Origin of the sequence: Streptomyces sp. NPDC051320, assembly GCF_040682175.1 — a bacterium.
Lineage (GTDB): Bacteria > Actinomycetota > Actinomycetes > Streptomycetales > Streptomycetaceae > Streptomyces.
The window spans coordinates 39,166-63,493 of the sequence record NZ_JBFBAL010000019.1 but is presented as its reverse complement, the minus strand read 5'-3'; the positions used below and the strand labels follow the sequence as shown (position 1 = coordinate 63,493).

Annotated in this window: 24 protein-coding genes and 1 pseudogene; 7 read left to right on the top strand and 18 right to left on the bottom strand. The window is 70.0% G+C overall.

Features of this window, described 5'->3' with window-relative positions:
* Positions 1–45: 45 nt before the first annotated feature.
* A complete protein-coding gene (locus AB0M87_RS30255) occupies positions 46–243 on the top strand; it encodes a hypothetical protein (protein ID WP_365858603.1) in 198 nt (65 codons plus the stop codon).
* A 53-nt stretch (positions 244–296) separates the two neighbouring features.
* Here the strand turns inward: AB0M87_RS30255 and AB0M87_RS30250 are convergent, their stop codons facing one another.
* Entirely contained in the window at positions 297–656 is a 360-nt protein-coding gene (locus AB0M87_RS30250; RefSeq protein WP_365858601.1) for a metal-sensitive transcriptional regulator, read from the bottom strand.
* 389 nt (positions 657–1,045) lie between these two features.
* Here AB0M87_RS30250 and AB0M87_RS30245 point away from each other — a divergent pair, with 389 nt between their 5' ends.
* Entirely contained in the window at positions 1,046–1,666 is a 621-nt protein-coding gene (locus AB0M87_RS30245; protein ID WP_365858599.1) for a DUF47 family protein, read from the top strand.
* A 5-nt stretch (positions 1,667–1,671) separates the two neighbouring features.
* Complete coding sequence (locus tag AB0M87_RS30240) at positions 1,672–2,667, top strand: inorganic phosphate transporter (RefSeq protein WP_365858597.1); 996 nt, start codon at positions 1,672–1,674, stop codon at positions 2,665–2,667.
* 168 nt (positions 2,668–2,835) lie between these two features.
* Here AB0M87_RS30240 and pstB read toward each other — a convergent pair whose 3' ends face one another.
* From pstB to mshD, 11 genes are all read right to left on the bottom strand, one after another.
* Positions 2,836–3,612, bottom strand: a complete 777-nt coding sequence (gene pstB / locus AB0M87_RS30235; protein ID WP_365858595.1) for a phosphate ABC transporter ATP-binding protein PstB — start codon at positions 3,610–3,612, stop codon at positions 2,836–2,838.
* Positions 3,613–3,640: 28 nt separating this feature from the next.
* Positions 3,641–4,723 carry a phosphate ABC transporter permease PstA gene (pstA, locus tag AB0M87_RS30230; protein ID WP_365858593.1) on the bottom strand — a complete coding sequence of 361 codons (1,083 nt, stop codon included), beginning with the start codon at positions 4,721–4,723 and terminating at the stop codon, positions 3,641–3,643.
* The gene (pstC, locus tag AB0M87_RS30225) at positions 4,720–5,703 is read right to left on the bottom strand and encodes a phosphate ABC transporter permease subunit PstC (RefSeq protein ID WP_365858591.1); all 984 of its coding nucleotides are present in this window, start codon (positions 5,701–5,703) and stop codon (positions 4,720–4,722) included. Before pstC ends, pstA begins: the two co-directional genes overlap by 4 nt.
* A 103-nt stretch (positions 5,704–5,806) precedes the next feature.
* Positions 5,807–6,937, bottom strand: coding sequence for a phosphate ABC transporter substrate-binding protein PstS (gene pstS, locus AB0M87_RS30220; RefSeq protein WP_365858589.1), 1,131 nt, complete (start codon positions 6,935–6,937; stop codon positions 5,807–5,809).
* A gap of 188 nt (positions 6,938–7,125) precedes the next feature.
* Positions 7,126–8,139, bottom strand: coding sequence for a CHAD domain-containing protein (locus AB0M87_RS30215; protein WP_365858586.1), 1,014 nt, complete (start codon positions 8,137–8,139; stop codon positions 7,126–7,128).
* A complete protein-coding gene (locus tag AB0M87_RS30210) occupies positions 8,126–10,351 on the bottom strand; it encodes an RNA degradosome polyphosphate kinase (protein WP_365858584.1) in 2,226 nt (741 codons plus the stop codon). The genes AB0M87_RS30215 and AB0M87_RS30210 overlap by 14 nt, the downstream gene beginning before the upstream one ends.
* 154 nt (positions 10,352–10,505) lie before the next feature.
* The gene (locus tag AB0M87_RS30205; protein WP_365858582.1) at positions 10,506–11,462 is read right to left on the bottom strand and encodes a hypothetical protein; all 957 of its coding nucleotides are present in this window, start codon (positions 11,460–11,462) and stop codon (positions 10,506–10,508) included.
* Positions 11,459–12,421 (bottom strand): ABC transporter permease, encoded by a 963-nt coding sequence (locus AB0M87_RS30200; protein WP_365858580.1) that lies wholly within the window; start codon positions 12,419–12,421, stop codon positions 11,459–11,461. Before AB0M87_RS30200 ends, AB0M87_RS30205 begins: the two co-directional genes overlap by 4 nt.
* Positions 12,418–13,308, bottom strand: a complete 891-nt coding sequence (locus tag AB0M87_RS30195) for an ABC transporter ATP-binding protein (RefSeq protein WP_365858578.1) — start codon at positions 13,306–13,308, stop codon at positions 12,418–12,420. The genes AB0M87_RS30200 and AB0M87_RS30195 overlap by 4 nt, the downstream gene beginning before the upstream one ends.
* Complete coding sequence (locus AB0M87_RS30190; RefSeq protein ID WP_365858576.1) at positions 13,305–13,712, bottom strand: GntR family transcriptional regulator; 408 nt, start codon at positions 13,710–13,712, stop codon at positions 13,305–13,307. Before AB0M87_RS30190 ends, AB0M87_RS30195 begins: the two co-directional genes overlap by 4 nt.
* 124 nt (positions 13,713–13,836) lie before the next feature.
* Positions 13,837–14,778 (bottom strand): mycothiol synthase, encoded by a 942-nt coding sequence (gene mshD / locus AB0M87_RS30185; RefSeq protein ID WP_365858574.1) that lies wholly within the window; start codon positions 14,776–14,778, stop codon positions 13,837–13,839.
* Between the two features lie 284 nt (positions 14,779–15,062).
* Between mshD and AB0M87_RS30180 the strand changes: the two genes are divergently transcribed.
* Positions 15,063–16,910 carry a bifunctional metallophosphatase/5'-nucleotidase gene (locus AB0M87_RS30180; protein ID WP_365858572.1) on the top strand — a complete coding sequence of 616 codons (1,848 nt, stop codon included), beginning with the start codon at positions 15,063–15,065 and terminating at the stop codon, positions 16,908–16,910.
* A gap of 52 nt (positions 16,911–16,962) precedes the next feature.
* Here AB0M87_RS30180 and AB0M87_RS30175 read toward each other — a convergent pair whose 3' ends face one another.
* The 6 genes from AB0M87_RS30175 to AB0M87_RS30150 all read right to left on the bottom strand — a co-directional run bounded on the left by AB0M87_RS30175 (position 16,963) and on the right by AB0M87_RS30150 (position 22,420).
* A complete protein-coding gene (locus AB0M87_RS30175) occupies positions 16,963–18,396 on the bottom strand; it encodes a HAMP domain-containing sensor histidine kinase (protein ID WP_365858645.1) in 1,434 nt (477 codons plus the stop codon).
* 2 nt (positions 18,397–18,398) lie between these two features.
* Entirely contained in the window at positions 18,399–19,130 is a 732-nt protein-coding gene (locus AB0M87_RS30170) for a response regulator transcription factor (RefSeq protein WP_365858570.1), read from the bottom strand.
* A 44-nt stretch (positions 19,131–19,174) separates the two neighbouring features.
* Positions 19,175–19,384 carry a hypothetical protein gene (locus AB0M87_RS30165; RefSeq protein WP_365858568.1) on the bottom strand — a complete coding sequence of 70 codons (210 nt, stop codon included), beginning with the start codon at positions 19,382–19,384 and terminating at the stop codon, positions 19,175–19,177.
* 27 nt (positions 19,385–19,411) lie between these two features.
* Positions 19,412–20,446: a trypsin-like peptidase domain-containing protein gene (locus AB0M87_RS30160; RefSeq protein ID WP_365858566.1), complete on the bottom strand. Its 1,035-nt coding sequence runs from the start codon at positions 20,444–20,446 to the stop codon at positions 19,412–19,414.
* Between the two features lie 99 nt (positions 20,447–20,545).
* Positions 20,546–21,568: a LacI family DNA-binding transcriptional regulator gene (locus AB0M87_RS30155; RefSeq protein ID WP_365858564.1), complete on the bottom strand. Its 1,023-nt coding sequence runs from the start codon at positions 21,566–21,568 to the stop codon at positions 20,546–20,548.
* A 36-nt stretch (positions 21,569–21,604) separates the two neighbouring features.
* Positions 21,605–22,420, bottom strand: a complete 816-nt coding sequence (locus AB0M87_RS30150) for a response regulator transcription factor (RefSeq protein ID WP_365858562.1) — start codon at positions 22,418–22,420, stop codon at positions 21,605–21,607.
* Between the two features lie 226 nt (positions 22,421–22,646).
* Between AB0M87_RS30150 and AB0M87_RS30145 the strand changes: the two genes are divergently transcribed.
* The 3 genes and pseudogenes from AB0M87_RS30145 to AB0M87_RS30135 all read left to right on the top strand — a co-directional run.
* Complete coding sequence (locus AB0M87_RS30145; protein ID WP_365858560.1) at positions 22,647–23,444, top strand: alpha/beta fold hydrolase; 798 nt, start codon at positions 22,647–22,649, stop codon at positions 23,442–23,444.
* Between the two features lie 324 nt (positions 23,445–23,768).
* Complete coding sequence (locus tag AB0M87_RS30140; protein WP_365858558.1) at positions 23,769–24,023, top strand: MoaD/ThiS family protein; 255 nt, start codon at positions 23,769–23,771, stop codon at positions 24,021–24,023.
* 7 nt (positions 24,024–24,030) lie between these two features.
* Positions 24,031–24,328: pseudogene (locus tag AB0M87_RS30135) on the top strand (hypothetical protein); the annotation flags it as partial.

Genomic DNA, 24,328 nt, shown 5'->3' with positions numbered 1-24,328 from the left:
TCCGGCTCCCTACGCTAGGAAGTCGACTGCGGCAGAAAAGGGGTGATGTCCGTGCCTGGGGTGCTGACGGTGCAGGACCGCATTGCCCTCGTCGAGATCGAGCTCTGCAGCGAACTGATGATCGCCGCCGCGGCCGCGATCGAGGAGCGGCTCAGTCAGGATCGGATCGACGAGGTGCTCATGGTGGGGGCCGACCCATCGATTTCCGGCCCCGGCCGCCACGAGGACCGCCCCGAACGGTGAGTGGGGGCAGACCGGCCGGATGAGTGGCGCGTATCACCGCCGCTCCCGCACCATCAGGTGCGCAGCAGCCGGGCGATCGCCTTGGTCGCTTCCTCGACCTTCACGTCGATCTCCTCGCCGCCCCGGACCGCGGCGTCGGCCACACAGTGGCGCAGGTGCTCCTCGAGGAGCTGGAGGGCGAAGGACTGCAGGGCCTTGGTGGACGCCGAGACCTGGGTGAGTATGTCGATGCAGTAGACGTCCTCGGCGACCAGCCGCTGCAAGCCCCTGACCTGGCCCTCGATCCGGCGCAGCCGCTTGAGGTGCTCGTCCTTCTGCTTGTGGTAGCCATGCACCGCCGGCCGGTCGGTCGGCTCGTCGGCCGCCACCTGGCCGGCGCGGTCGGGGGCGCCCGCCGCCTCGGTGGTCGTCATCGCGTCCTCCGTTGTTGAACCGTTGTGAAGGGGTATGAGGCCGTCCTCCGAAGGGATCTGGATACCCCTTGTGGGTATATGGTACCGATCCTTCCGAAAATCGGGGCGGGGGCCGTGCTGATCACTCTGCCGCATGGGCGACACTGAGGAATGCCGGTTAGCCGTGGCCGGGCGATGCGCAGAGGGAGAGTGCTGGAGGTGTTGGCCGGATCAGGGAGCGGGGCGTGGTGGGTACGGCTGCAAGGCGCCGGAGCGACCTTATAGCGGAGCTATTGGGGCGGTTCGGCAACGCCGCAGATGTACGTGTCACGGCCCGCGAGCCCGGGCAACACCTTCAGTACCCTCCTAAGCATCACCCTGACCGAATCCAGAGCACCCGAGGAACCCACGTGCGCTTTCGTCTGACCCCCCGGGAGACGAGCTTCTACGACATGTTTGCCGCATCTGCGGACAACATCGTCACGGGCTCCAAACTCCTCATGGAACTGCTCGGCGCGGACGCCTCCGCCCGGGTCGAGATCGCGGAGCGGATGCGGGCAGCGGAGCACGCGGGGGATGACGCGACGCACGCGATCTTCCACCAGCTGAACTCCTCCTTCATCACGCCGTTCGACCGCGAGGACATCTACAACCTCGCCTCGTCGCTCGACGACATCATGGACTTCATGGAGGAGGCCGTGGACCTGGTCGTGCTGTACCAGGTCGAGGAGCTTCCGAAGGGTGTGGAGCAGCAGATCGAGGTGCTGGCCCGGGCGGCCGTGCTGACCGCCGAGGCCATGCCGAACCTGCGGACGATGACCAACCTCACCGAGTACTGGATCGAGGTCAACCGCCTGGAGAACCAGGCCGACCAGGTCCACCGCAAGCTGCTCGCCCAGCTCTTCAACGGCAAGTACGACGCCATGGACGTGCTGAAGCTGAAGCAGATCGTGGATGTGCTGGAAGAGGCGGCCGACGCGTTCGAGCATGTCGCCAACACGGTGGAGACCATCGCGGTCAAGGAGTCCTGAACTTCGTGGACACCTTCACTCTGATCGTGGTGATCGGCGTTGCGCTCGGGTTCACCTATACAAACGGTTTCCACGACTCCGCCAACGCGATCGCCACCTCGGTCTCCACCAGGGCGCTGACCCCCCGTGCGGCGCTGGCGATGGCCGCGGTGATGAACCTCGCCGGTGCCTTCCTGGGCAGCGGTGTCGCCAAGACCGTCAGCGAGGGGATCATCAGTACCCCGCACGGCCAGAAGGGGATGGGAATCCTCTTCGCCGCGCTGGCCGGGGCGATCGTCTGGAACTTGATCACCTGGTACTTCGGACTGCCGTCCTCGTCGTCCCATGCCCTGTTCGGCGGAATGGTGGGTGCGGCGCTCGCGGGCGGGATCGCCGTCTACTGGTCCGGGGTGCTCGACAAGATCGTCATTCCGATGCTCGCCTCGCCGGTGATCGGCCTGGTGGTCGGCTATCTGGTGATGGTCGTGATCCTCTGGCTGTTCCGGAAATCCAACCCGCACAAGGCCAAGCGCGGTTTCCGCATCGCCCAGACGGTCTCGGCCGCGGGCATGGCGCTCGGCCACGGTCTCCAGGACGCCCAGAAGACGATGGGCGTCGTGGTGATGGCGCTGGTCATCTCGGGCCACCAGTCGTACACCGACGCGATCCCGGTCTGGGTCAAGCTGGTCTGCGCGCTGATGCTCTCGCTCGGCACGTACGCGGGCGGCTGGCGCATCATGCGGACCCTCGGCCGCAAGATCATCGAACTGGACCCGCCGCAGGGCTTCGCCGCGGAGACCACCGGAGCCGCGATCATGTTCGGTTCGGCGTTCATCTACCGCGCGCCGATCTCCACGACCCATGTCATCACCTCGGCCATCATGGGCGTGGGCGCCACCAAGGGCTCGCGTGCGGTGCGGTGGGGTGTGGCGAAGAACATCGTCCTCGGATGGTTCATCACGATGCCGGCTGCGGCGATCGTTGCGGCGTTGTGCTACTGGGTGGTCGAGCTGATCTTCTGATCCGGGTCGGCCCCGTTGGGCTGTGGTGGTGGCGGCGGTGGGTCCGGGGGGCGCCCCCGGGGAATGCGGCTGGTCCCGGAAGTGAAACGGCCCGCCCCCGGAATCCGCGGGGGCGGGCCCTTTCCGTCTTGCGGTGGCACCGCCATGCAGCACCGCAAGCCAGGGCGTCTATCCGAAGCGGCCGGAGATGTAGTCCTCGGTCGCCTGGACGGACGGGTTGGAGAAGATCCGCGCGGTCTCGTCGATCTCGACCAGCCGACCGGGCTGGCCAACCGCGGCCAGGTTGAAGAAGGCCGTACGGTCCGACACCCGCGCAGCCTGCTGCATGTTGTGGGTGACGATGACGATGGTGAAGCGCTCCTTGAGCTCGCCGATCAGATCCTCGATGGCGAGCGTGGAGATCGGGTCCAGGGCCGAGCACGGCTCGTCCATCAGCAGCACCTGCGGCTCGACCGCGATCGCCCGGGCGATGCACAGCCGCTGCTGCTGGCCGCCGGAGAGGCCGGCGCCCGGCTTGTTGAGGCGGTCCTTCACCTCGTTCCAGAGGTTGGCCCCCTTCAGCGACTTCTCCACGATGCCGGCCAGCTCGCTCTTCCGGTACGAGCCGTTGAGCCGCAGGCCGGCCGCCACGTTGTCGAATATCGACATGGTGGGGAACGGGTTGGGGCGCTGGAAGACCATGCCGACCGTGCGGCGGACGGAGACCGGGTCGACGCTCGACGCGTACAGGTTCTCGTCGTCCAGCATGACCTTGCCCTCGACGCGGCCGCCGGGGGTGACCTCGTGCATGCGGTTGAGCGTGCGCAGGAAGGTGGACTTGCCGCAGCCCGAGGGGCCGATGAAGGCGGTCACGGAGCGGGGTTCGACGGTCATCGAGATGTCTTCGATGGCCTTGTGGTTGCCGTAGTAGGCGTTCAGGCCGCCGACGTCGATGCGCTTGGCCATGAGAAATCAGCTTCTTTCGGTTGCCGCGTCAGCGGCCGGTCTTCGGGGCCTTCCAGCGGGCGATGCCGCGGGCCACCAGATTGAGGATCATGACGAAGGCGATCAGCACGAGTGCCGCGGCCCAGGCCCGGTCGTACGAGGCGTCGTTGCCGGCCGCCCACTGCTCGAAGATGTAGAAGGGCAGTGACGACTGGGCGCCCGAGAACGGGTTGTTGTTGATCGAGGGTGAGCCGAACACCAGCAGTACGAGCGGAGCGGTCTCGCCCGCGATACGGGCGATCGCGAGCATCACACCGGTGGCGATACCGCCGATGGCGGTGGGCAGTACGACCTTCAGGATGGTGCGCCACTTCGGGATGCCGAGCGCCAGCGACGCCTCGCGCAGTTCGCCCGGCACCAGCTTGAGCATTTCCTCGGTCGAGCGCACCACGACGGGCATCATCAGCAGGGCCAGGGCCATCGACCCGGCGAAGCCGGAGTAGCCGAAGTCCAGAATGATGATCCACAGGCTGAGGATGAACAGACCGGCCACGATCGAGGGGATGCCGGTCATCACGTCGACGAAGAAGGTCACGGCCTTCGCGAACTTGCCGCGGCCGTACTCGACCAGGTAGATCGCGGTGAGCAGGCCGATCGGGGCCGCGATGACGGTGGCGATGCCGACCTGCTCGAGGGTCCCGATAATCGCGTGGTAGACCCCGCCGCCGGGGAGAATCGACTGGGTGCCGGCCATCGAGTGGGTCAGGAAGTTGACGTCCAGCACCTTGACGCCGCGCCGGGCCGTCTCCCAGAGCAGGGAGACCAGCGGGATGATCGCGAGCAGGAAGCAGACCCACACCAGGCTGGTGGCCAGGCGGTCCTTGGCCTGCCGGCGGCCCTCGACGCGGGCGGCGAGCGCGTACGTACCGAGGATGAACAGCAGCGCGGCGATCAGGCCCCACTGGATCCGGCTGCTCAACCCGGCGGCCAGACCGATCCCGCAGGCCACCGCGACCGAGCCGGCCGCCAGGGCCGGCGGCGCCCAGCGGGGCAGCCGCGGCTGGTGCAGGGTGTTCCGCCGGGACGGGGGGTCGATGACCGCGGCCCGGTCGTTGACGATGACGTCGCTCATGCCGAGGCCCCCGAGTATTCCTTGCGGCGGGCGATGATCAGCCGGGCCGCGCCGTTGACCAGCAGGGTCAGGACGAACAGGACGAGTCCTGAGGCGATCAGCGCGTCCTTGCCGACCCCGATCACGCCCGCTTCCTTGAAGCTGCTGGCGATGTTCTGGGCGAAGGTGCCGCCGCCGGGATCCAGCAGGCTCTTGCCGATGTCGAAGCTGGGCGACAGCACGGTCGCGACGGCCATCGTCTCGCCGAGCGCCCGGCCCAGGCCCAGCATCGACGCGCTGATGACGCCGGAGCGGCCGAAGGGCAGGACAGACATTCTGATGACTTCCCAGCGGGTGGCGCCGAGCGCGAGCGCGGCCTCCTCGTGCATCTTCGGCGCCTGCAGGAAGACCTCGCGGCTGACGCTGGTGATGATCGGCAGGATCATGATCGCCAGCAGGATGGAGATGGTGAACAGCGACCGGGCGGCGCCGCCCTGGTAGCTGAGGACGCCGGTCCAGCCGAGGTAGGTGTCCAGCCAGGTGTAGAGGCCGGTGAGGTGCGGGACGAGGAAGAGCGCGCCCCACAGGCCGTAGACGATGGACGGTACGGCGGCCAGCAGGTCGATGACGTAGCCGAGCGGCGAGGCGAGTCTGCGCGAGGCGTAGTGCGAGATGAACAGCGCGATGCCGATGGCGACGGGGACCGCGATGACCATCGCGATGAGCGAACTCACCACGGTGCCGAAGGCGAGGACCGCGATGCCGAAGACCGGGTGGTCGGTGTTCGGGTCCCACTCGAAGGTGGTGAAGAAGTTACCCTGGTTGGCGGAGATCGCGTGGCTCGCGCGGACCGCCAGGAAGGCCGCGATGGCGGCCATGATCACCAGCAGCAGGATTCCGGACCCCCGGGAGAGGGCGAGGAAGACCCGGTCGCCGATGCGGACGGGCGAGGCGGACTTTCGCGGAACGGTGCGGGGGACTGCGGTCGGGATGACGTCCATGGGTTTCTCCGGTCTGCGGGGCCGGTGAGGGCTCCGGGCGCGGCGGTGCACCGGATGGGGGCGGCCGGCCCTGCCGTCAGGCGGTGGGCCGGCCGCACTCGAGTCAGGAGAGGGTCTTGACCGTGCTCTGCACCTTGGCGGCGATCTCGCTGGGCAGCGGGGCGTAGCCGAGCTGCTTCAGCGCCGTCTGGGCGTCGCTGCTGGAGATGTACGCCAGGTACGACTTCAGGGCGGCGAGGGTGTCGGCCTTGTTGCCCTTGGTGCCGACGATCTCGTACGTCACCAGGGCGAGCGGGTAGGCGCCCTCGGCCTTGGTGTTGTAGGCGAGCTGGAGGGCGAGGTCGCTGCCGGTGCCGACGATCTTCGCCTCGGCGATGGCCTTCGACGCGTTGTCGGCAGTGGCCTCGACCGGTGCGGAGGCGCCGGTGTCGAGCTTGACGGTGCTGATGCTGCTGGCGGTGGCGTAGGACAGCTCGAAGTAGGAGATCGAGCCGGAGGTCTGCTTGACCTGCGAGGAGACGCCGGAGGAGCCGTCGGCGGACTGGCCGCCCTTGGCTTCCCACTTCTTTCCGGACTCGTACGGCCAGGCGCTGGGCGCGGCGGCCTTGAGGTACTTGGTGAAGTTGTCGGTGGTACCCGAGTCGTCGGAGCGGTGGAACGCCTGAATCTTCAGGTTCGGCAGTTTGGCGCCCTTGTTGAGCGCGGCGATCGCCGGGTCGTTCCAGTTGGTGATCTTGCTGTTGAAGATCTTGCCGAGGGTGTCGGCGTCGAGGACCAGGTTGGACACGCCCGGCACGTTGTACCCGACGGCGATGGGTCCGCCGACCATCGGCAGGTCGATGGCCTGGCCACCCTTGAAGAGCTTCTTGGAGGCGACGACCTCCTCCGGCTTGAGCGCCGAGTCGGAGCCGGCGAAGGTCGTCTTGCCCTGCAGGAGTTCCTGGATGCCCGCGCCCGATCCGTTGGGCTTGTAGTTGATCTGCACGTCCTTGCAGACTGCGGTGTAGTTCTTCACCCACAGGTCCATGGCGTTCTTCTGGGCGCTCGACCCCGACGCGAGCAGCTGACCCTTGCCGTCGCACTTGATGTTCGACGCGGCGCTGGTCTTGCCGCCGGTGCCGCCGGTGGAGCCGCTGTTGTCGTCCGAACCGCACGCCGTGAGGACCAGGGCGCCGGAGACGGCGAGGGCGCCGAGCGTGGCGGCGCGAAGCCGGTTCTTGCGCTGAAGCTTCACTTCGGGTGTTCCTTCCAGGAGCCGCCGGCGCTTCTTTTCCTTGTACGGCGGCGTGCGATGAGATGTCCGGTGAGGCGGGTCGCCGTGCACCGTGCACTGCCGAAATTAGGCAGATCAGGTGAAGTGGCCGAAGGGTGCGAGTGAACGGGGAGTGAACCTCGGCGGACGACCACGTGCCGCGGTGGCAGTCATGGCGTGGCCACCGCCGTGCGCTGCCAGTTCTGCTGGAACGCGTACCTGGCCGCTTCCACCTCATGGCGCTGGTCGGCGTGCAGCACTCCCAGCGCGTACGCCGTCGTCGGCGCGATCCGGGGTGTACGGGCCGCTGCCGCCGCGGCTGCGGCTGCTTCGGCCGCCTCCCGGTGGTGGTCGAGTGCCTGCCCGGCGTCGAGCAGCTTCAGGTCGGGCACCGGCCGGTTCGCGGTGTCGGCGCTCAGCACCTCCCGGGCGTACCGGTGCAGCCGCAGCAGCAGCCGGACCCGGTGCCAGGGGGCGTCCAGGGAGTCGCTGAGGCCCGCCGCGTTGTACGGGTGTGCGGCCCGGTGCAGCGGCAGCGCGCCGACCGCCTCGGCGAGCCGGTGGTCGGCCGATTCGACTGCGGGCAGCAGCGCCGCACCGGCGTGTTCGGCTGCCGACGGGGCGAACGGAACCTCCGAGGCCAGTAACGCCACCGCGTCCGCCACCGCGTGGAACCGCGCCGAACCCAGCGCCTGCAGCGACGCCGAGTGGGCCCGGGTTCTGGCCAGCGTCAGCTGCCGCTCGAGCAGCGCACCGGCCCGGGCCGCCCCCACGGCCGGCGCGGGCCGGGCCGCCTCCGCTGTGGCCGCGATCGCCGTCGCTTCGGGGGCGGCCGGTCTCGCCCCGTCCGTCCGGGCCGCGGGCAGCGTCGGCGTGGCGTCGGAGAGCCTGGCCAGCGCGTGGAGCAGCCGGTCGAGCCGGGCCGCGTACGCGTGCTCGCGGGCCAGCGTGCCGGAGAGCCAGGCCAGCTCGGCGCGCAGCTGATCGGCCCAGCCGGGGTCCAGCAGCGCCCGGAAGGTGTGCAGGGTGCCACTGATCCGGCGGGACGAGCGGCGCAGGGCGTCGGCCGACTCCTCTTCACCCGCCGAGTGGGCGCGCAGGCTGCGCAGGAACTCCGCAGCCCGGTCGTGCAGGTATCGGGACAGCAGCGCGTCCGCCGTCCCCGTCGGGTCAGGGGGTCGCACGGCGGCGCCTCCGGGCGTCTATCAGCATCTCCTGGACATGGCGCAGCGGCTGTCCCTCGGCGTCGGTCGCATGGCGCGTCCAGTTGCCGTCGGGGCCCAGGTGCCAGGAGGCCGTGTTGTCGGACATACCGGTTTCCAGCAGTCGGCTGAGGGCCGCGCGGTGGCCCGGGTCGGTGACCCGGACCAGGGCCTCGATGCGGCGGTCGAGGTTACGGTGCATCATGTCGGCGCTGCCGAACCACACTTCGGGCTCACCGCCGTTGCCGAAGGCGAACAGCCGGGAGTGCTCGAGGAAGCGGCCGAGTATCGAGCGGACCCGGACGTTCTCGGAGAGCCCGGTGACGCCGGGGCGTATCGCGCAGATGCCGCGTACCCAGATGTCGACGGGCACCCCGGCCTGCGCGGCCCGGTAGCAGGCGTCGATGGTGGCCTCGTCGACCATCGAATTGACCTTGATGCGGACATACGAGGGGCGGCCTGCGCGATGGTGGGCGACTTCCTTGTCGATCCGGGAGATCAGCCCGTCACGCAGCGACTTGGGGGCGACGAGCAGCCGCCGGTAGGTCTGCCGCCGCGAGTAACCGGAGAGCCGATTGAAGAGGTCCGAGAGGTCGGCGCCGACCTGCGGGTCGGTGGTGAGCAGCCCGAGGTCCTCGTACATACGGGCGGTCTTCGGGTGGTAGTTGCCGGTGCCCACATGGGAGTAGCGGCGCAGCGTGTCGCCCTCCTGGCGGACCACCAGGGACAGCTTGCAGTGGGTCTTCAGCCCGACCAGCCCGTACACCACATGGCAGCCGGCCTCCTCGAGTTTCCGCGCCCATTTGATGTTGGCCTGCTCGTCGAAGCGGGCCTTGATCTCGACCAGGACGAGGACCTGCTTGCCGGACTCGGCGGCGTCGATCAGCGCGTCCACGATCGGCGAGTCACCGGAAGTGCGGTACAGGGTCTGTTTGATGGCCAGGACGTCCGGGTCGCCGGCCGCCTGCTCCAGGAACGCCTGCACGGAGGTGGAGAACGAGTCGTACGGGTGGTGCAGCAGGACGTCCCGCTCGCGCAGCGCCGCGAAGATGTCGGGCGCCGACGCGGACTCGACCTCGGACAGGTCGCGGTGGGTGCCCGCGATGAAGTTCGGGTACTTCAGATCGAGCCGGTCCAGTGAGGAGATGCCGAAGAGGCCGGTGAGGTCGAGCGGCCCCGGCAGCGGATAGACCTCCGCGTCGGACACATTCAGCTCTCTGACCAGCAGGTCCAGGATGTACGGGTCGATGGACTCCTCGACCTCCAGGCGGACCGGCGGGCCGAACCTGCGCCGCATCAGCTCCTTCTCCAGGGCCTTGAGCAGGTTCTCGGCGTCGTCCTCCTCGACCTCCAGGTCCTCGTTCCTGGTGACCCGGAACATGTGGTGCGCCAGCACTTCCATGCCGGGGAAGAGCTCCTCCAGATGCGCCGCGATGACGTCCTCGACCGGGACGTAGCGCTCCGGCGACGCCTCCAGGAAGCGCGTGAGCAGCGGCGGCACCTTGACCCGGGCGAAGTGCCGGTGGCCGCTGACCGGGTTGCGCACCACCACGGCCAGGTTGAGCGAGAGCCCGGAGATGTACGGGAAGGGGTGCGCCGGGTCGACGGCCAGCGGGGTCAGCACGGGGAAGATCCGCTGCCGGAAGAAGGTGAAGAGCCTGGCCTGTTCCTTCTCGGTGAGGTCGGGCCAGCGGATCAGGTGTATGCCTTCGTCGGCGAGGGCGGGCGAGACGTCCTGCTGGAAACAGGCGGCGTGCCGGGCCATCAGCTCCCGGGACCTGTTCCAGATCTGTTCCAGCACCTCGCGGGGGAGCAGCCCGGACGCGGACCGGGTGGCGACGCCGGTCGCGATGCGGCGCTTGAGTCCGGCGACCCGGACCATGAAGAACTCGTCCAGATTGCTCGCGAAGATGGCGAGGAAGTTGGCCCGCTCCAGCAGCGGGGTCGTGGGGTCCTCGGCGAGTTCCAGTACCCGCTCGTTGAAGGCGAGCCAGCTCTGTTCCCGGTCGAGGAAACGGCCCGACGGCAGCTCGGCTCCGTCCGCCTCCTCTTCGTACACGTCGGCGTCGGCGTCGATGCCCGAATCCAGGTCGGGCACGGCCGCCGCGACGGTGTGCGGACGGTGCGCGGTGATCGAACCGACGGATGGCTGGAGCGACGGGAGCGGGACCTCTGCACTGGGCTGCTGGCTCATGTGCCCATTGTTCCGCGCGGGAGGACCGGAGGGCGCGGTGGCGGCTTGCATTCCGCGAGGGTCGCAAGCGTGTCTGAATGACGGGTAACGGGGACATGACGTCCGAGGTGCGGGCGGGGGCCTGCTCCGGCCCCGGCCCGCGGCCGGGCCCCGATCAGCCGTGGCGGCGGCGCAACAGCCGGAAGGCGACGGCCACGGCGATGGCGGTGAGGGCGAGGACGATACCGGTCTCCACGAGTTGGAGGGGCCAGTAGTGGGAGAGCGGTTGGTACTCGTAGACGTAGTGCCCGCTGGGGTCCGGGGTGCATGTCTGCTGCACGCAGCGCATCGGTGCCTCATGCAGCCGGGTGCCCGAGGGGCCGATCCAGTAGGTCTGGATGCTGTAGCCCGGCGGGACGCCGGTGAAGGCCTTCGACGTGATGGTCTGCGACGGCTGGAGAAGATAGCGCCAGTGGCCGATCGCCCAGGCCAGGGCCGCGGTGGCAGCGGTGCCGGCGACGAGCGCGGCTACCGCGCGGCTCAGTACCAGTCCCGCGAGAGCGCCGAGGGCTAGACCGAGCAGCGGATACCCGACGGCGAGTGGACCGGCATTGAGGTACACGCTGCCGTCATACGGGCTCCAGTCGCCGATGCCGAAGCGCCGGGACATCGCGAAGCGGTACAGCGCGGCCAGCAGGCCGGTGCCCGCGATGACGAACAGGGCGGGCAGGGCCAGCTTGGTGGCGAGCCAGCGCACGGGGGTGACCGACTGGGTCCACACCAGGACACTGGTGCGGTTCTCCAGCTCCCGGCCGACCAGCGCCGCGCCTGCGAACGCGGGGGCGGCGTAGGCCGCGGCGCGGATCAGTGCGTTCACGGCCATCAGCGCGTACTTGTAGCGCCACACCGCGGAGTGACTTGCGCAGGAATGCGCTGCGCAGCGGGCGATCTCGTCGGTGGCGGCCGTCGTTCCGGGGCCCACCATCCAAAGGAGCAGCAGCGCGGTGACGGCGACGTAGCCGATCCAGACCCACCGCGCGGGTCGGTGTACCCGCAGCACCGTCCAGACCAGTCCGGTGGGGCTCAGCCGGCCGCCATGGGGGGCCGCTGCGGGCAGGGCGGAAGCGCTCATGCGGACACCTTCTTCCGGAGCACGCGGAAGGCGACCGCTGCCACGACGATGGCGAGGGCCAGAAGGATGCCGGTCTCGACGAGTTGGAGGGGCCAGAAGTGCGAGGTGGGCTGGTAGGTGTTGTAGAAACCGGTGAGGTGATGGTCGGCCCAGCACTGCTGGTCGTCCACGCAGATCGGGTCGGTCACGTGTGCGCCACCGGAGGTGATGGCGCCGTCGGCCAGGGGCCATCCGCTGCCTGCGCCCAGGTAGCCGTCCCTGAGGGAGCCGATCACCGTCCTGGCGGGCCACAGATGGCCGCGCAGGGCCCCGAGCACCCCCTCCACGACGCCGACAGCGGCCACGCAGGCCACCATGGCGGCCAGGGTGCGTCGCACGAGGAGACCCGCCAGCGCACCGATGGCGACGGCCGGCAGCACGATGGCGACGCCGACCGGGCCGATCACGCCGTAGTAATCGAACCAGTGCAGCCCGTTCTCCCAGTTCCCACGGGGGCGGCCCGTCCACGACCAGCGGCAGACGCCCACCAGAACGCCCGCCGCCGCGAGGGCCGCGGCGGTGGGTACGGCGAGCTTGACCGCGAACCAGCGCAGGGGGGAGACCGACTGCGTCCACAGCAGTTGGTACGTGCCGGAGTCCAGCTCCCGAGCGACCAAGGGGCCCGCGACGAATGCGCCGACGGCGACCGGCAGCAGGCGGACCAGGGCGCTCCCCGCGGCCATGAAATTGCCGTAGGTGGCCCCTTCCAGCAGGCCGGGACCGGTCGAGACCGGCGCCCACAGCCGCGCCACGATCAGCAGCGCGGCGCAGACCGTGAAGAGTGCCCCCGCCCACCGGAACGCTGTCCGGTGCCCGCGGATCACGACCCAACAGGACCCGCGGATGAGCGACCGGTCGCGGCCCGGGGCGTTCGTGCCCGGCGTGGGGCCGGCTGCGGTGGCCGTACCTGGCACGCTCATGCCGTCACCCCCGTGCGGCGCTCGGAGCTGGGGGTGAGCAGCGCGGGCGCGTCGGGGGAGCGCAGATGCGCGAGCAGCAGTTCCTCCAGGGAAGGTTCCACGGCCTGCCAGTCACCCGAGATGGGGCCGTCCCGCCGTACCAGAGCGGTCATCCGGCGACCTGTGGTCCGGGACTCGATGACCGTGTGCGGACCGAGGTCGGCCACCGGCCCGGTCAGCAGCGCGTGCACGGCCAGCAGTTCTTCGGTCTCACCACCGAGCTGCACCCGGCCGCCGTCGAGGAGCAGCAGGTAGTCACAGGCGCCCTCCAGTTCGGCCAGCACGTGCGAGGACATCACGATCGTGGTGCCGTGCTGGAGTGCGGTGGACATCAGCATGCCCATGAGTTCGTGACGGGCCAACGGGTCCAGGTCGGCCATCGGCTCGTCGAGCAGCATCAGGTCGGGGCGCTTGCCCAGGGCCAGGGCGAGGGCCACGCGGGTGCGCTGTCCGCCGGAGAGGGTGCGGATCCCGGCCTTCGGGTCCAGTGCGCCGTCCGTCACGATCCGTTCGGCGGTGGCCGGGTCCCAGCGGGCCGGGTTCAGCTCGTAGCCCATCCGCAGGGTTTCGGCGACCGTCAACTGCCCGATCAGCGGCTTGTCCTGCGCGACGTACGCGATCCGCTCCCTGGCATCGGCGGGCGTGCCACCGAGCACCCGCATCGTGCCCTCGGTCGGCCGCAGCAGCCCCGCCGCATGGGCCAGCAGCGTGGACTTGCCGGCGCCGTTGGGGCCGACGAGGGCGCAGATACGGCCGGTGGGCAAGCGGAAGGAACAGTCCCGCAGCGCCCAGCCGCGCCGCCGGTAGGTCTTGCCGAGGCCGGCGGCCTCGATGGCGGTGTCAGTCATACGTTCGCTTCCCCCTGGGAGCTCTGATGCGCGAAGCAGTCGTCGAGTACGGATGCGCAGAGCGCCGCCGCGTCGTCCTTGTCCAGTCCGGCGGTGCGGGCCCGGCCGGCCCACTCGGCGAGCTCGGCGCGCAGCGCGGAGTCGGCGGGCGGGGTCCGCCCGAGCGACTTCCGGATGAAGGTGCCCATCCCGCGCCGGGCTTCGACGAGGCCTTCGCGTTCCAGCTCGCGGTAGGCCTTGAGGACGGTGTTGGGGTTGATGGCGGTGGCTTCCACGACCGCGCGTGCGGTGGGCAATTGGTCGCCGGGCTGCAGCAGGCCCAGGCGCAGCGCCTGTTTCGTCTGCTGGACGATCTGGAGGTACGTCGAGACGCCGCTGCGCCGGTCGATCCGGAACTCGATCACTCGCCCACCCCCTTTCACTAATTAAGTAGTGGAAGGGTGATGCAAAGAAGGGGGCGGTGTCAACTCCTGGTCGACACCGCCCCCGGCAACCGGCCCCGCAACCGGCCCCGGCCCGTAGGCCGGGTCAGGACTCCGTCCGGTACATCAGGTCCACCTCGTGGGTGGTGAAGCCCAGCCGCTCGTACACCGTGACGGCCGCCGTGTTGTCCTCGTCGACGTACAGCATCGCCGTCGGCAGCCCCTGCGCCGCGAGATGGCGCAGTCCGGTCGCGGTCAGTGCCTTGCCCAGGCCGCCGCCCTGCGCGTCGGGGTGGATGCCGACCACGTACACCTCGCCCAGCTGCTCCTTGGCGTGCACCTTCGTCCAGTGGAAACCGATGATCTCGCCGCCCGGGCCTTCGTCCGATGCGCGTACCGCGAGGAAGAACCCCTTCGGGTCGAACCAGGACTCGGCCTTGCGGTCGTCCAGGTCGCGCTGGGTCATCTGGCCCTGCTCGGGGTGGTGCGCGAAGGCGGCGGCGTTCACCGCGAGCCAGGCGGCGTCGTCCTCGCCGGGCACGAAGGTACGTACGCTCACGCCGTCCGGGTAGACCGGCTCGGGGATGTCGAGCGGAACCAACGGGCGCCGCAGCTGTCGCAGTTCACGAAACCTCGAGAGGCCGAGCACCTGAGCCAGGTGCCGGGCGGCGGAGTGGCCTCCGTGTGCCCACACCCGCAGCCTGCTCCCGGAGGCGGCGAGCAGCGCGGACCCCAGGGCACGGCCGTGGCCCTGCCCGCGATACGAAGGATGGACGACCAGTTCCGCGGCGGGCGCTTCGACCGGGTCGGTGGCCTCCAACTGGGCGTACCCGGTGAGCGTGTCGTCGACGCCGACAAGAAAATGCTGCACCCCGTCCCGTTTCTCACCGCGCAGCTGGAGCCTCCCCTGTTCGGAGACGGCCTGCTGTCCGTCATTGCGCGCGGCCTCGGCGAGCAGCGTGAGCACGGCCTGCTGCTGGTCGTCGGTGAGGGTGTCCAGGGTCTGCATCTGTCGGCCGGGGATGGGGCCTGCGGGCGCGTTCGTCATGGTGACGAGCGTACGGCGGGCGGCGCCGGGACCCGGGCTGTCACGGGGGTCAGTCGTTGGCGGGTGCGGAATGGAGCACCTGGTGCGCGATGCGGGTGAGGTCGTCGGCGCTGGGCAGCAACTCGCGTACATGCGTTCCTGCCCTGCCCTGTTCCACCGAACGAGTGGCCGCACGCTCAACGGAAACCGCCTCGTAACCGCCACCCCCCTGTCGCGCTACGCGCGTTGACTCTAGGCTGCCGCTCGCACCCCTCACCGTTCACACAGACCTCACAAGGGGACGAATGTCAGCGACACCTCACAGAAGCCGAGGCAGCCGTGCGACGCGGCGCCTCCTCGCCGCCGCTGCCGGGCTTGCGACCGCCGGGGCGCTCGTCGCGGCGATGCCGGCCGGTGCGCACGGGCACGGGCACGGCGGGCACGGCGGGCACGGGCAGCACAAGCCCGCGCACGACCCCACCGTCGACGTGCAGATGCTGTCCTTCAACGATCTGCACGGAAACCTGGAGCCGCCGGCCGGTTCATCGGGCACCGTGGCCGAGACGCAGCCGGACGGGACGGTGAAGTCGATTCCCGCCGGTGGCGCGGAGTATCTGGCGAGTTCGCTGCGGACCGCCCGTAAGGGCCACCCGTACTCGATCACCGCCGCCGCCGGCGACATGGTCGGCGCCAGCCCGATGCTGTCGGGGCTCTTCCACGACGAGCCGACCATCGAGGCGCTCAACGACATCAAGCTCGATGTCACCTCCGTCGGCAACCACGAGTTCGACGAGGGCGCGACGGAACTGGCGCGGATGCAGAACGGCGGGTGCCACCCGACCGACGGCTGCTACGAGACGGGCAAAACGTTCCCGGGCGCCGACTTCCCGTACCTGGCCGCCAACGTGACGAGTGAGAAGACCGGCAAGCCGATCCTCAAGCCGTACACGGTCTGGAAGAAGAACGGCGTCAAGATCGGCTTCATCGGGGTGACCCTGGAGGGCACGCCGAACATCGTCACCGCCAACGGCGTCAAGGGGCTCAAGTTCCACGACGAGATCGAGACGATCAACAAGTACGCCAAGGAACTGGACCGCCAGGGCGTCAAGTCGATCGTCGCGCTGATCCACGAGGGCGGGCTGCCGGCCAGCAGCTCGTACAACTACGACTGCGACTCGCCGGGCGCCGGGGACGGTATCTCGGGTCCCATCGTGGACATCGCCAAGGGCATCTCGCCCAAGGTGGACGCGCTGGTCACCGGTCACACCCACCAGGCGTACGTGTGCACCATCCCGGACCCGTCCGGCAAACCGCGGATGGTCACTTCGGCGGCCTCCTTCGGCCGGCTCTACACGGACACCACGCTCACCTACGACCGCAGGACGAAGGACATCGTCCGCACCTCGGTGAAGTCGGTGACCTCGGCGAACCACATCGTCAGCCGTGACCAGCCCAAGGCGCAGGACATCAGCGACCTGATCGCCCGCTGGGACACGCTGGCCGCGCCGATCGCCGACAAGCCGCAGGGCTACATCTCGGCCGACATCAACGGCCGGGGAGCGACGACCCCGGAGGAGCCGCTCGGCGACCTGATCGCCGACGCCCAGCTCGCCGGGCTGGCCCCGGCCGACAAGGGCGGCGCGCAACTCGCGCTCATGAACCCCGGCGGTATCCGCTCCGACCTCGTGTACAAGGCGAGCGGCAGTGAGGGCGACGGGGTGGTGACCTACGGCGAGGCGTTCACCGTGCAGCCGTTCACCAACATGATGAACGTCGTCGACCTGACCGGGGCGCAGCTCATCAGCGCGCTCCAGCAGCAGGTCAGTGGCGCCAACGAGGCGTCGCCGAAGATCCTTCAGGTGTCCAGGGGGCTGACCTACACCCTCGACATGACGAAGACCGGTGCGGACCGGGTGGTCACCGACACCATCAAGCTCAACGGCACGGCGATCGACCCGGCGGCGACCTACCGGGTCGGGATGAACGAATTCCTGGCGGGCGGCGGCGACGGCTTCGCGGCCCTCGGCCAGGGGACGAACAAGCTGGTCGGCGCGTCCGACCTGGACCTGTTCAACGCCTACCTGGCGGCCAACTCGACGGCGTCCGCGCCGATCGCGCCGCCGGCCGCGGACCGGATCACCCTCGTGAAGTAACAGCCGGGGGGTGGGGCACCGCCGTGGTGTCCCACCCCCCCGGGCCGCCGTTTTACGGGGCTCCGGCCGGCGGCGGTGTCGGCACGCCCGGGATGCGGATTGTAGCCTCGGTGCCGCCGCCCGGCGCGGGCCGGAGTCCGATGTCGCCGCCGGACTGCTGCACCGTGCGGGCCACGATCGACAGGCCCAGCCCGGAACCGGGCAGTGAACGCGCCGACGGTGAACGCCAGAAGCGCTCGAAGACGTACGGCAGTTCCTCGGCCGGGATGCCCGGACCGTGGTCCCGTACGGTCAGCACGCCCCGGTGCAGGGCCACGTCGATGGTGCCGCCCGGCGGGCTGAACTTCACCGCGTTGTCGAGGACGTTCACGATGGCCCGCTCCAGCGCGGCGGGCTCCGCCGGTACGTACCACGGTTCGAGTCCGGCGTTGATCGTCAGCTCGGGTCCGCGCAGTCTCGCCCGCTCCAGCGCGGACTCCGCGATGTCGTGCAGCGCGACGACCTTCACCGGGCCGGACCGGGCGGCGTCCGGCCGGGAGAGTTCCTGGAGGTCGCCGATCAGCGCGGCCAGTTCGGTCATCTGCGCCTTGACCGACGCCATCAGCGCCTTCCGGTCGTCGGGCGGGATCGCCCGTCCGGTCTCCTCGCTGCGGGCGAGCAGCTCGATGTTGGTACGGAGCGAGGTGAGCGGTGTGCGGAGCTCGTGCCCGGCATCGGCGATGAGCTGTGCCTGCCGGTCGCGGGATTCGCCGAGGGCGGCGGTCATGGAGTTGAAGGACTCGGACAGCCGGGCGATCTCGTCGTCCCCCTCGACCGGGATGCGGATCGTCAGGTCTTCGGTGCGCGCGACGTGTTCGACGGCCCGGGTGAGTTCGTCGACGGGTTTCAGACCGGCGCGGGCGATGCCGAGTCCGGCGGCGCCGGCCCCGATGACTCCGACGCCGGACACGCCGAGGAGGAGCAGGGCGAGTTCCCTGAGGGTCCGCTGGGTGTCGGCCAGTGGGTACGCGATCATTTTCGCGATGCCCGGGTAGGGCGCCCCGTTGGGCGCGTACACCGGGGCGGTCAGGATGCGGACGGGGTGTCCGTCGGTGTCCACGCCGTTGCGGAACCGGCGGCGGGACGATTCGGGCGACTTCGCCACCTGGACGTCGCTCCGGTCGACCTTCAGGACACCGGCGGTGCTGATGGTGTCGACGATGCACACGGTGCTGTCGGGCTCCACCAACTGGAAGTAGTACACCGGCTTCGGCCCATGGGTGTCGCCCTGGGCCACCGGCGCCGGGATGCAGCGCACCGCACCGGGGTTGAGCCGCACGGTCTGGCCCGCCAGATTCGAGTCGACCTCGGCGTACAGCCGTTCCTCCACCAGGAACCAGCAGATCACCGAGACCACCGCCACCGCGAACGCCACCGCGGCGGCGGTCAGCATCGCGAGCCGGGACCGGAGCGGCAGCCGCCGGAACCAGCGCACGGGCTCCGGCAGTCTCACTCGGCGCTCCCCGTCCGCAGCGCGTAGCCGACGCCACGGACCGTGTGCACCAGCCTCGGCTCGCCGGCGGCCTCGGTCTTCCTGCGCAGGTACATCACGTACACGTCCAGCGAGTTGGAGCTCGGCTCGAAGTCGAAGCCCCAGACGGCCTTCAGGATCTGCTCCCGGGTCAGTACCTGGCGCGGGTGCGCCAGGAACATCTCCAGCAGGGTGAACTCGGTGCGGGTGAGCTCCACCCGCCGGTCCCCGCGCATCACTTCGCGGGTCGACAGATCCATCCGCAGATCGGCGAAGGTCAGCACGTGGTCGTCCGGCACCTCGCCGGCCGCCGCGGCGTACGAACTGCGGCGCAGCAGCGCGCGGATCCGGGCGAACAGCTCGTCCAGTTCGAACGGCTTCACCAGATAGTCGTCGGCGCCCGCGTCGAGTCCGGTGACGCGGTCGCCGACGGTGTCGCGGGCGGTGAGCATCAGGATCGGGGTCGTGGACCCCGAGGCGCGGAGCCGGCGGGCGGCGGTCAGGCCGTCCATCCTCGGCATCTGGATGTCGAGGACCACGAGGTCCGGCTCGTACGGGCCCGCCTTGGCCAGCGCGTCGAGACCGTCGACGGCGACCTCCGTTCCGTAGCCCTCGAAGGCGAGGCTGCGCTGCAGGGCCTCACGCACGGCGGGCTCGTCGTCGACGATCAGGATGCGTTGCTGGTCGCGGCCGTCTTCGGCGGGGCTCATCGGTTGTCTGTCCTCGGATCGCGGGATGTCGGGTGCGGGCCCTTTCAGCCTCGCACGGCCGCCCGTCGGCGGCGTGCGGCACGCCCCTTGGCGGCCGGGGCACTGCGGATCTCCGGGGCCCGGGCGGGTGCCCGGCCCGCCTCGGCCTGGGCGAGTGCGAAGGGCAGGCCGAGATCCGCCGGGTCCGCCCAGGAGACCGCGGTGAGCAGGGCGTGCCTGGCTCGGTTGACGGTGACGTGCAGAGGTGTGGCCACGGGGAGCCTCCTATTGCCGGACAGGACCTAGCTGTTGGTGCTGCTGCCGCCGGCCCGGAGGTTGGCGAGGTCGGCCTTGACCGTGTTGATCGGGATGGCGAAGCCGAGGCCGACGCTGCCCGCGCTGGAGCTGTCGCTGCTCTGTGCGGCGGCCGAGTACATCGCCGAGTTGATGCCGATGACCTCGCCGTTCATGTTGATCAGCGCGCCACCGGAGTTGCCCGGGTTGAGCGAGGCGTCGGTCTGCAGCGCCTTGTAGGTGGTGGTGGAGTCACCGGTGTCGCCGTTGAACTGCCGGCCGCCGAACTGGAACGGCCAGTTCTCCGAGCCGCCACCGCCCTGCTGCTGTTGCTGCTGATCCTGGCCTTCGTCCTTGGCGACCGTGACGTCACGGTCCAGCGCGGAGATGATGCCGCTGGTGACCGTGCCGGTGAGGCCCTCGGGGGAGCCGATGGCCACGACCTGGTCGCCGACGGCGATCTTGCCGGAGTCGCCGAGCGAGGCCGGCTTGAGGCTGCCGGCGCCGGACACCTTGAGCAGGGCGAGGTCCTTGTCCGGGTCGGTGCCGACGACCTTGGCGGTGTACGACTTCCCGTCGCTCAGGGCGACCTTGACGGTGTCCGCGCCGGAGACGACGTGATTGTTGGTCACGATCTCGCCCGCGGCCGTGACGATCACGCCCGCACCGGTGGACTGACCGGCGGTGGACGTGGCCTTGACCTCGACGATGCTCGGCGAGACGGCCTGGGCGACGCCGGAGACCGTGCCCCTGCTCGACTGCGAGACGGTGGTGCCGCTGACCGTGCCGGCCGGGCTGCTGCTGCCGTTGTCCAGGAAGGACTCGGTGAGCGCTGCCGAACCGCCACCCACCACCGCGGAGACGATGGCCGCGGCGGCGAGCAGGGCGATCGGCCGCTTGGCCCGCTTGGGCTTGACATGGACTGCCGTCGGAGCGGGCGGCGGCCAGGCCGCGTACGGCTCGTGGGCGGGCGGCGGCGGGTAGGACCGGGCCGCGTACGCATCTTCGTGCTGCGGGTTGGGGTACTCCGGGTTCTCGGTCATGTACACAGCCTGTCCACCGACCATGAGAGTTTTCTGAGTCTCCGCTGAGAAGCCCGACAGAACCCTGTATGCCCGATATAAAGGCGAACCGGCGACCTGCTACGCGCAGCCGCAGGAGCGCCGGACCACCAGAGCCGAGGGGAACTGCTTCAGCCGCTCACGCCGGGATCCGGCGACCCGCAGCGAGTCGTCCAGTACGAGATCCACCGCGGACCGCGCCATCGCCGGGCGGTCCGAGGAGATCGTGGTCAGCGGCGGGTCGGTGAGGGCGGCTTCCTTCACGTCGTCGAAACCGGCGACGGCCAGCTCGCCGGGCACATCGATGCGCAACTCCCGGGCGGCTCGCAGCACGCCGATCGCCTGGTCGTCGGTGGAGCAGAAGATGGCCGGGGGCCGGTCCGGGCCGGCCAGCAGTTCCAGCGAGACCCGGTAGGCGTCGTAGCGGTTGTACGGCGCCTGGAAGAGCCGCCCTTCGACGGAGCGGCCGGACTCCTGCATGGCCCGCCGCCAGCCCTCGACGTGGTCGGCCACCGGGTCGCCGACGGCCGGGGTCGACTCGACACCGCCGAGGCAGGCCACGTACGGGTAGCCGTGTTCGAGGAGGTGGCGGGTGGCGAGCTGGGCTCCGCCGATGTCGTCCGTGACGACCGCGACGTCGTCGATCGCCTCGGGCCGCTCGTGCAGCAGCACGACCCGGGCGTCCCAGGCCTCGATCTCGGCGGCGGCCGGCTCGCTCATGCCCTGGCTGACCAGGATCAGGCCCGAGACCCGCATGCCGAGAAAGGCCCGCAGGTAGTGGAGCTCACGCTCGGTGCGGTAGTCGGAATTTCCGACCAGGACCATCTTTCCGCGTTCGGCGGCGGCCTGTTCGACCGCGTGCGCCATTTCGGCGAAGAAGGGCTGCCGGGCGTCCGGCACGATCATTCCTATGAGATCGGTGCGGCGCGAGGCCATGGCCTGAGCCACCCGGTCCGGCCGGTACCCCAGCTCCTTGATGGCGTTGACCACCCGCTCGCGCGTGGCCGGGGCGACCGGCCTCGGTCCGTTGTTGATGACGTAACTGACGACCGCGGTCGAAGTCCCCGCCAGTCGCGCTACGTCGTCCCGCGTCACCTTGGCCACGCGCGGCAGTCTACGCGGATGGACCAGTCCATGGACCTACCGTTTTGCTGGTCGGACAGCTTCCTCCGTCGACGGTGCGGCTTCCTCCGTAACGGTGACGGACGAGCCGGGGGTTGACGCCGGGCCGTCGGCGGGCCGGCCGCCCGTCTTCGGCTTGGTCGCCTCGCCGGATCGCTCGGCCTTCTCCGGGGTGACGAAGCGGTAGCCGACGTTGCGGACGGTGCCGATCAGCGACTCGTGCTCGGGGCCGAGCTTGGCGCGCAGCCGCCGCACGTGGACATCGACCGTCCGGGTACCGCCGAAGTAGTCGTAGCCCCAGACCTCCTGGAGCAGCTGGGCGCGGGTGAAGACCCGTCCCGGGTGCTGGGCGAGGTACTTGAGCAGCTCGAACTCCTTGAAGGTCAGGTCCAGCACCCGGCCCTTGAGCTTGGCGCTGTACGTCGCCTCGTCGACCGAGAGGTCGCCGTTGCGGATCTCCATCGGGGAGTCGTCCGAGGTGAGCTGGAGCCGACCGGTCGCCAGCCGCAGCCGCGCCTCCACCTCGGCCGGGCCGGCCGTGTCCAGCAGCACGTCGTCGATGCCCCAGTCGGCGGTGACGGCCGCGAGACCGCCCTCCGTCACGATGAGGACCAGCGGGCAGCCCGGGCCGGTGGAGCGGAGCAGTTGGCAGAGGCTGCGGACCTGCGGCAGGTCGCGCCGTCCGTCGATGAGAATCACGTCGGCACCCGGGGTGTCGACGAGCGCCGGGCCTTCGGCGGGAGCGACCCGCACACTGTGCAGCAGAAGTCCGAGGGCGGGGAGCACCTCCGTCGACGGCTGGAGGGCATTGGTCAGGAGCAGCAGAGAGCTCATCGCGCCCCACCTGCCATGGTCGTCATACGGTCGTGCACGGTTCGCTCGCCCATTACGTCGTTCCTCCTCGATGCGAGGACGTATACGGCACTGCTGGTTCGTACCCGCTCACCCCGTTCCACGGGGTTCGCCACGCCGGCGCCGCCTTTCGTATACAACGCGCCGAAAGCACAAAAGGACCTGGAGGCAACTCTGCCCAGGTCCTTATCCCAGCAGAATAGCCCACATGAGCTCCGAGACAGAAGGTCAGCAGCATGGTTTCCGTGTTTCCTCGGTCACCACGGGCGACCGGCGCGTCATGCTGCTGACCCGGGACGGGGTCCGTATCGAGGCGCGGTACGAGCCGTGCACGACCGGTTCCACGGACGCCGCGATCGTGCTGGCGCACGGTTTCACCGGGGCGGTCGACAAGCCCGCGGTACGCCGGGCGGCCGGGGTGTTCGCCGAACACGCGGCCGTGATCACCTTCTCGTTCCGCGGGCACGGGCGGTCGGGCGGGCGTTCGACGGTGGGCGACCGGGAGGTGCTCGATCTCGCCGCCGCGGTCGACTGGGCCCGCACGCTCGGCCACCGCCGGGTGGTGACGGTGGGTTTTTCCATGGGCGGCTCGGTGGTGTTGCGACACGCTGCGCTGAGCGGAGCCCGGGTCGACGCGGTGGCCGCGGTGAGCGCCCCGGCCCGTTGGTACTACCGGGGGACCGCCCCCATGCGCCGGCTGCACTGGGTGGTGACCCGGCCGCTCGGCCGGCTGGTGGGCCGGGTCGGTTTCGGCACCCGGATCCACACCGAGGACTGGAACCCCGTCCCGCTCTCCCCGGTCGACGCGGTACCCCTCATCGCACCCACCCCGCTGCTGATCGTGCACGGCGACCGGGACCCGTACTTCCCACTGGACCACCCGCGGATGCTGGCAGGCGCGGCGGAGGGGGTACAGCTCTGGATCGAGCCGGGAATGGGACATGCGGAGAACGCGGCCGGGGCGGAGCTGCTGGGACGGGTGGGGGAGTGGCTGCTGCGGAAGTAATGACCGCCGAACCCGGGCGGTCCGGCGCGGGAGTCATGCCTGTCCGGCGCGGCAGAATCGGTTTCCCTGTCCGGCGAGGCAAGGCCCGGGCCCGTCCTGCGCGGCGGATTCGTCCCCGTCGGTGCGAGACAGATCCAGCCCGTCCGCGCGTGCAGAACCAGGCCCGTCCGGCGCGGCAAAATCAAGCCCGTCCGGCGCTTGAGGACAAAGAGGGGGTCTGGGGCGCAGCCCCAGTTTCGGGAAGGGGCGGGGAGGGGAAACACCCGCCCGCCCACGACCCGGCATCATGGACCCGCGCGACGCACCCCCAAGAAGGAGCCACCCATGCCCGCGGGAACCATCCGCTACTGGGCCGCCGCCAAGGCCGCCGCAGGCACCGCCGAAGAGCCCTACGCCGCAGCAACCCTGGCCGAGGCGCTCGACGCCGCCCGGGCGCGACACCCAGGTGAGCTGGTGCAGGTGTTGCGGCGGTGCTCGTTCCTCGTCGACGGTGATCCCGTCGGAACCCGCGAGCATGAGACGGTACGGCTTGCCGAGGGCGGCACGGTCGAGGTGCTTCCGCCGTTCGCAGGAGGGTGACCCCAGCATGAGCGATCAGCAGCAGTATCCGTACGGGCAGTACGGCCAGTACGGCCAACAGCCGCCGTACGAGGACCCGCACGCCCAGGACCCGTACGCACAGGACCCACGAGCCCACGAGCCGTACACCCAGACCTGGGACGGCCAGACCTGGGACACCCAGTACCAGCCGGTGCAGCACCCGCACCAGCCGGTGCAGCAGCCCTACGAGCCGGTGCAGCACCCGCACCAGCCGGTGCAGCAGCCCTACGAGCCGGTGCAGCACCCGCACCAGCCGGTGCAGCAGCCCTACGAGCCGGTGCAGG

Excerpts from the sequence above, each read along its gene's own strand:
- AB0M87_RS30170 (WP_365858570.1), bottom strand. The coding sequence starts at position 19,130 with ATGAGCCCCGCCGAAGACGGCCGCGACCAGCAACGCATCCTGATCGTC.
- AB0M87_RS30205 (WP_365858582.1), bottom strand. The coding sequence starts at position 11,462 with ATGAGCGCTTCCGCCCTGCCCGCAGCGGCCCCCCATGGCGGCCGGCTG.
- AB0M87_RS30200 (WP_365858580.1), bottom strand. The coding sequence starts at position 12,421 with ATGAGCGTGCCAGGTACGGCCACCGCAGCCGGCCCCACGCCGGGCACG.
- AB0M87_RS30180 (WP_365858572.1), top strand. The coding sequence starts at position 15,063 with ATGTCAGCGACACCTCACAGAAGCCGAGGCAGCCGTGCGACGCGGCGC.
- AB0M87_RS30160 (WP_365858566.1), bottom strand. The coding sequence starts at position 20,446 with ATGACCGAGAACCCGGAGTACCCCAACCCGCAGCACGAAGATGCGTAC.
- pstB (WP_365858595.1), bottom strand. The coding sequence starts at position 3,612 with ATGGCCAAGCGCATCGACGTCGGCGGCCTGAACGCCTACTACGGCAAC.
- AB0M87_RS30150 (WP_365858562.1), bottom strand. The coding sequence starts at position 22,420 with ATGAGCTCTCTGCTGCTCCTGACCAATGCCCTCCAGCCGTCGACGGAG.
- AB0M87_RS30250 (WP_365858601.1), bottom strand. The coding sequence starts at position 656 with ATGACGACCACCGAGGCGGCGGGCGCCCCCGACCGCGCCGGCCAGGTG.
- AB0M87_RS30210 (WP_365858584.1), bottom strand. The coding sequence starts at position 10,351 with ATGAGCCAGCAGCCCAGTGCAGAGGTCCCGCTCCCGTCGCTCCAGCCA.
- AB0M87_RS30195 (WP_365858578.1), bottom strand. The coding sequence starts at position 13,308 with ATGACTGACACCGCCATCGAGGCCGCCGGCCTCGGCAAGACCTACCGG.
- mshD (WP_365858574.1), bottom strand. The coding sequence starts at position 14,778 with ATGACGAACGCGCCCGCAGGCCCCATCCCCGGCCGACAGATGCAGACC.
- AB0M87_RS30255 (WP_365858603.1), top strand. The coding sequence starts at position 46 with ATGTCCGTGCCTGGGGTGCTGACGGTGCAGGACCGCATTGCCCTCGTC.
- pstC (WP_365858591.1), bottom strand. The coding sequence starts at position 5,703 with ATGGACGTCATCCCGACCGCAGTCCCCCGCACCGTTCCGCGAAAGTCC.
- pstA (WP_365858593.1), bottom strand. The coding sequence starts at position 4,723 with ATGAGCGACGTCATCGTCAACGACCGGGCCGCGGTCATCGACCCCCCG.
- AB0M87_RS30140 (WP_365858558.1), top strand. The coding sequence starts at position 23,769 with ATGCCCGCGGGAACCATCCGCTACTGGGCCGCCGCCAAGGCCGCCGCA.
- AB0M87_RS30145 (WP_365858560.1), top strand. The coding sequence starts at position 22,647 with ATGAGCTCCGAGACAGAAGGTCAGCAGCATGGTTTCCGTGTTTCCTCG.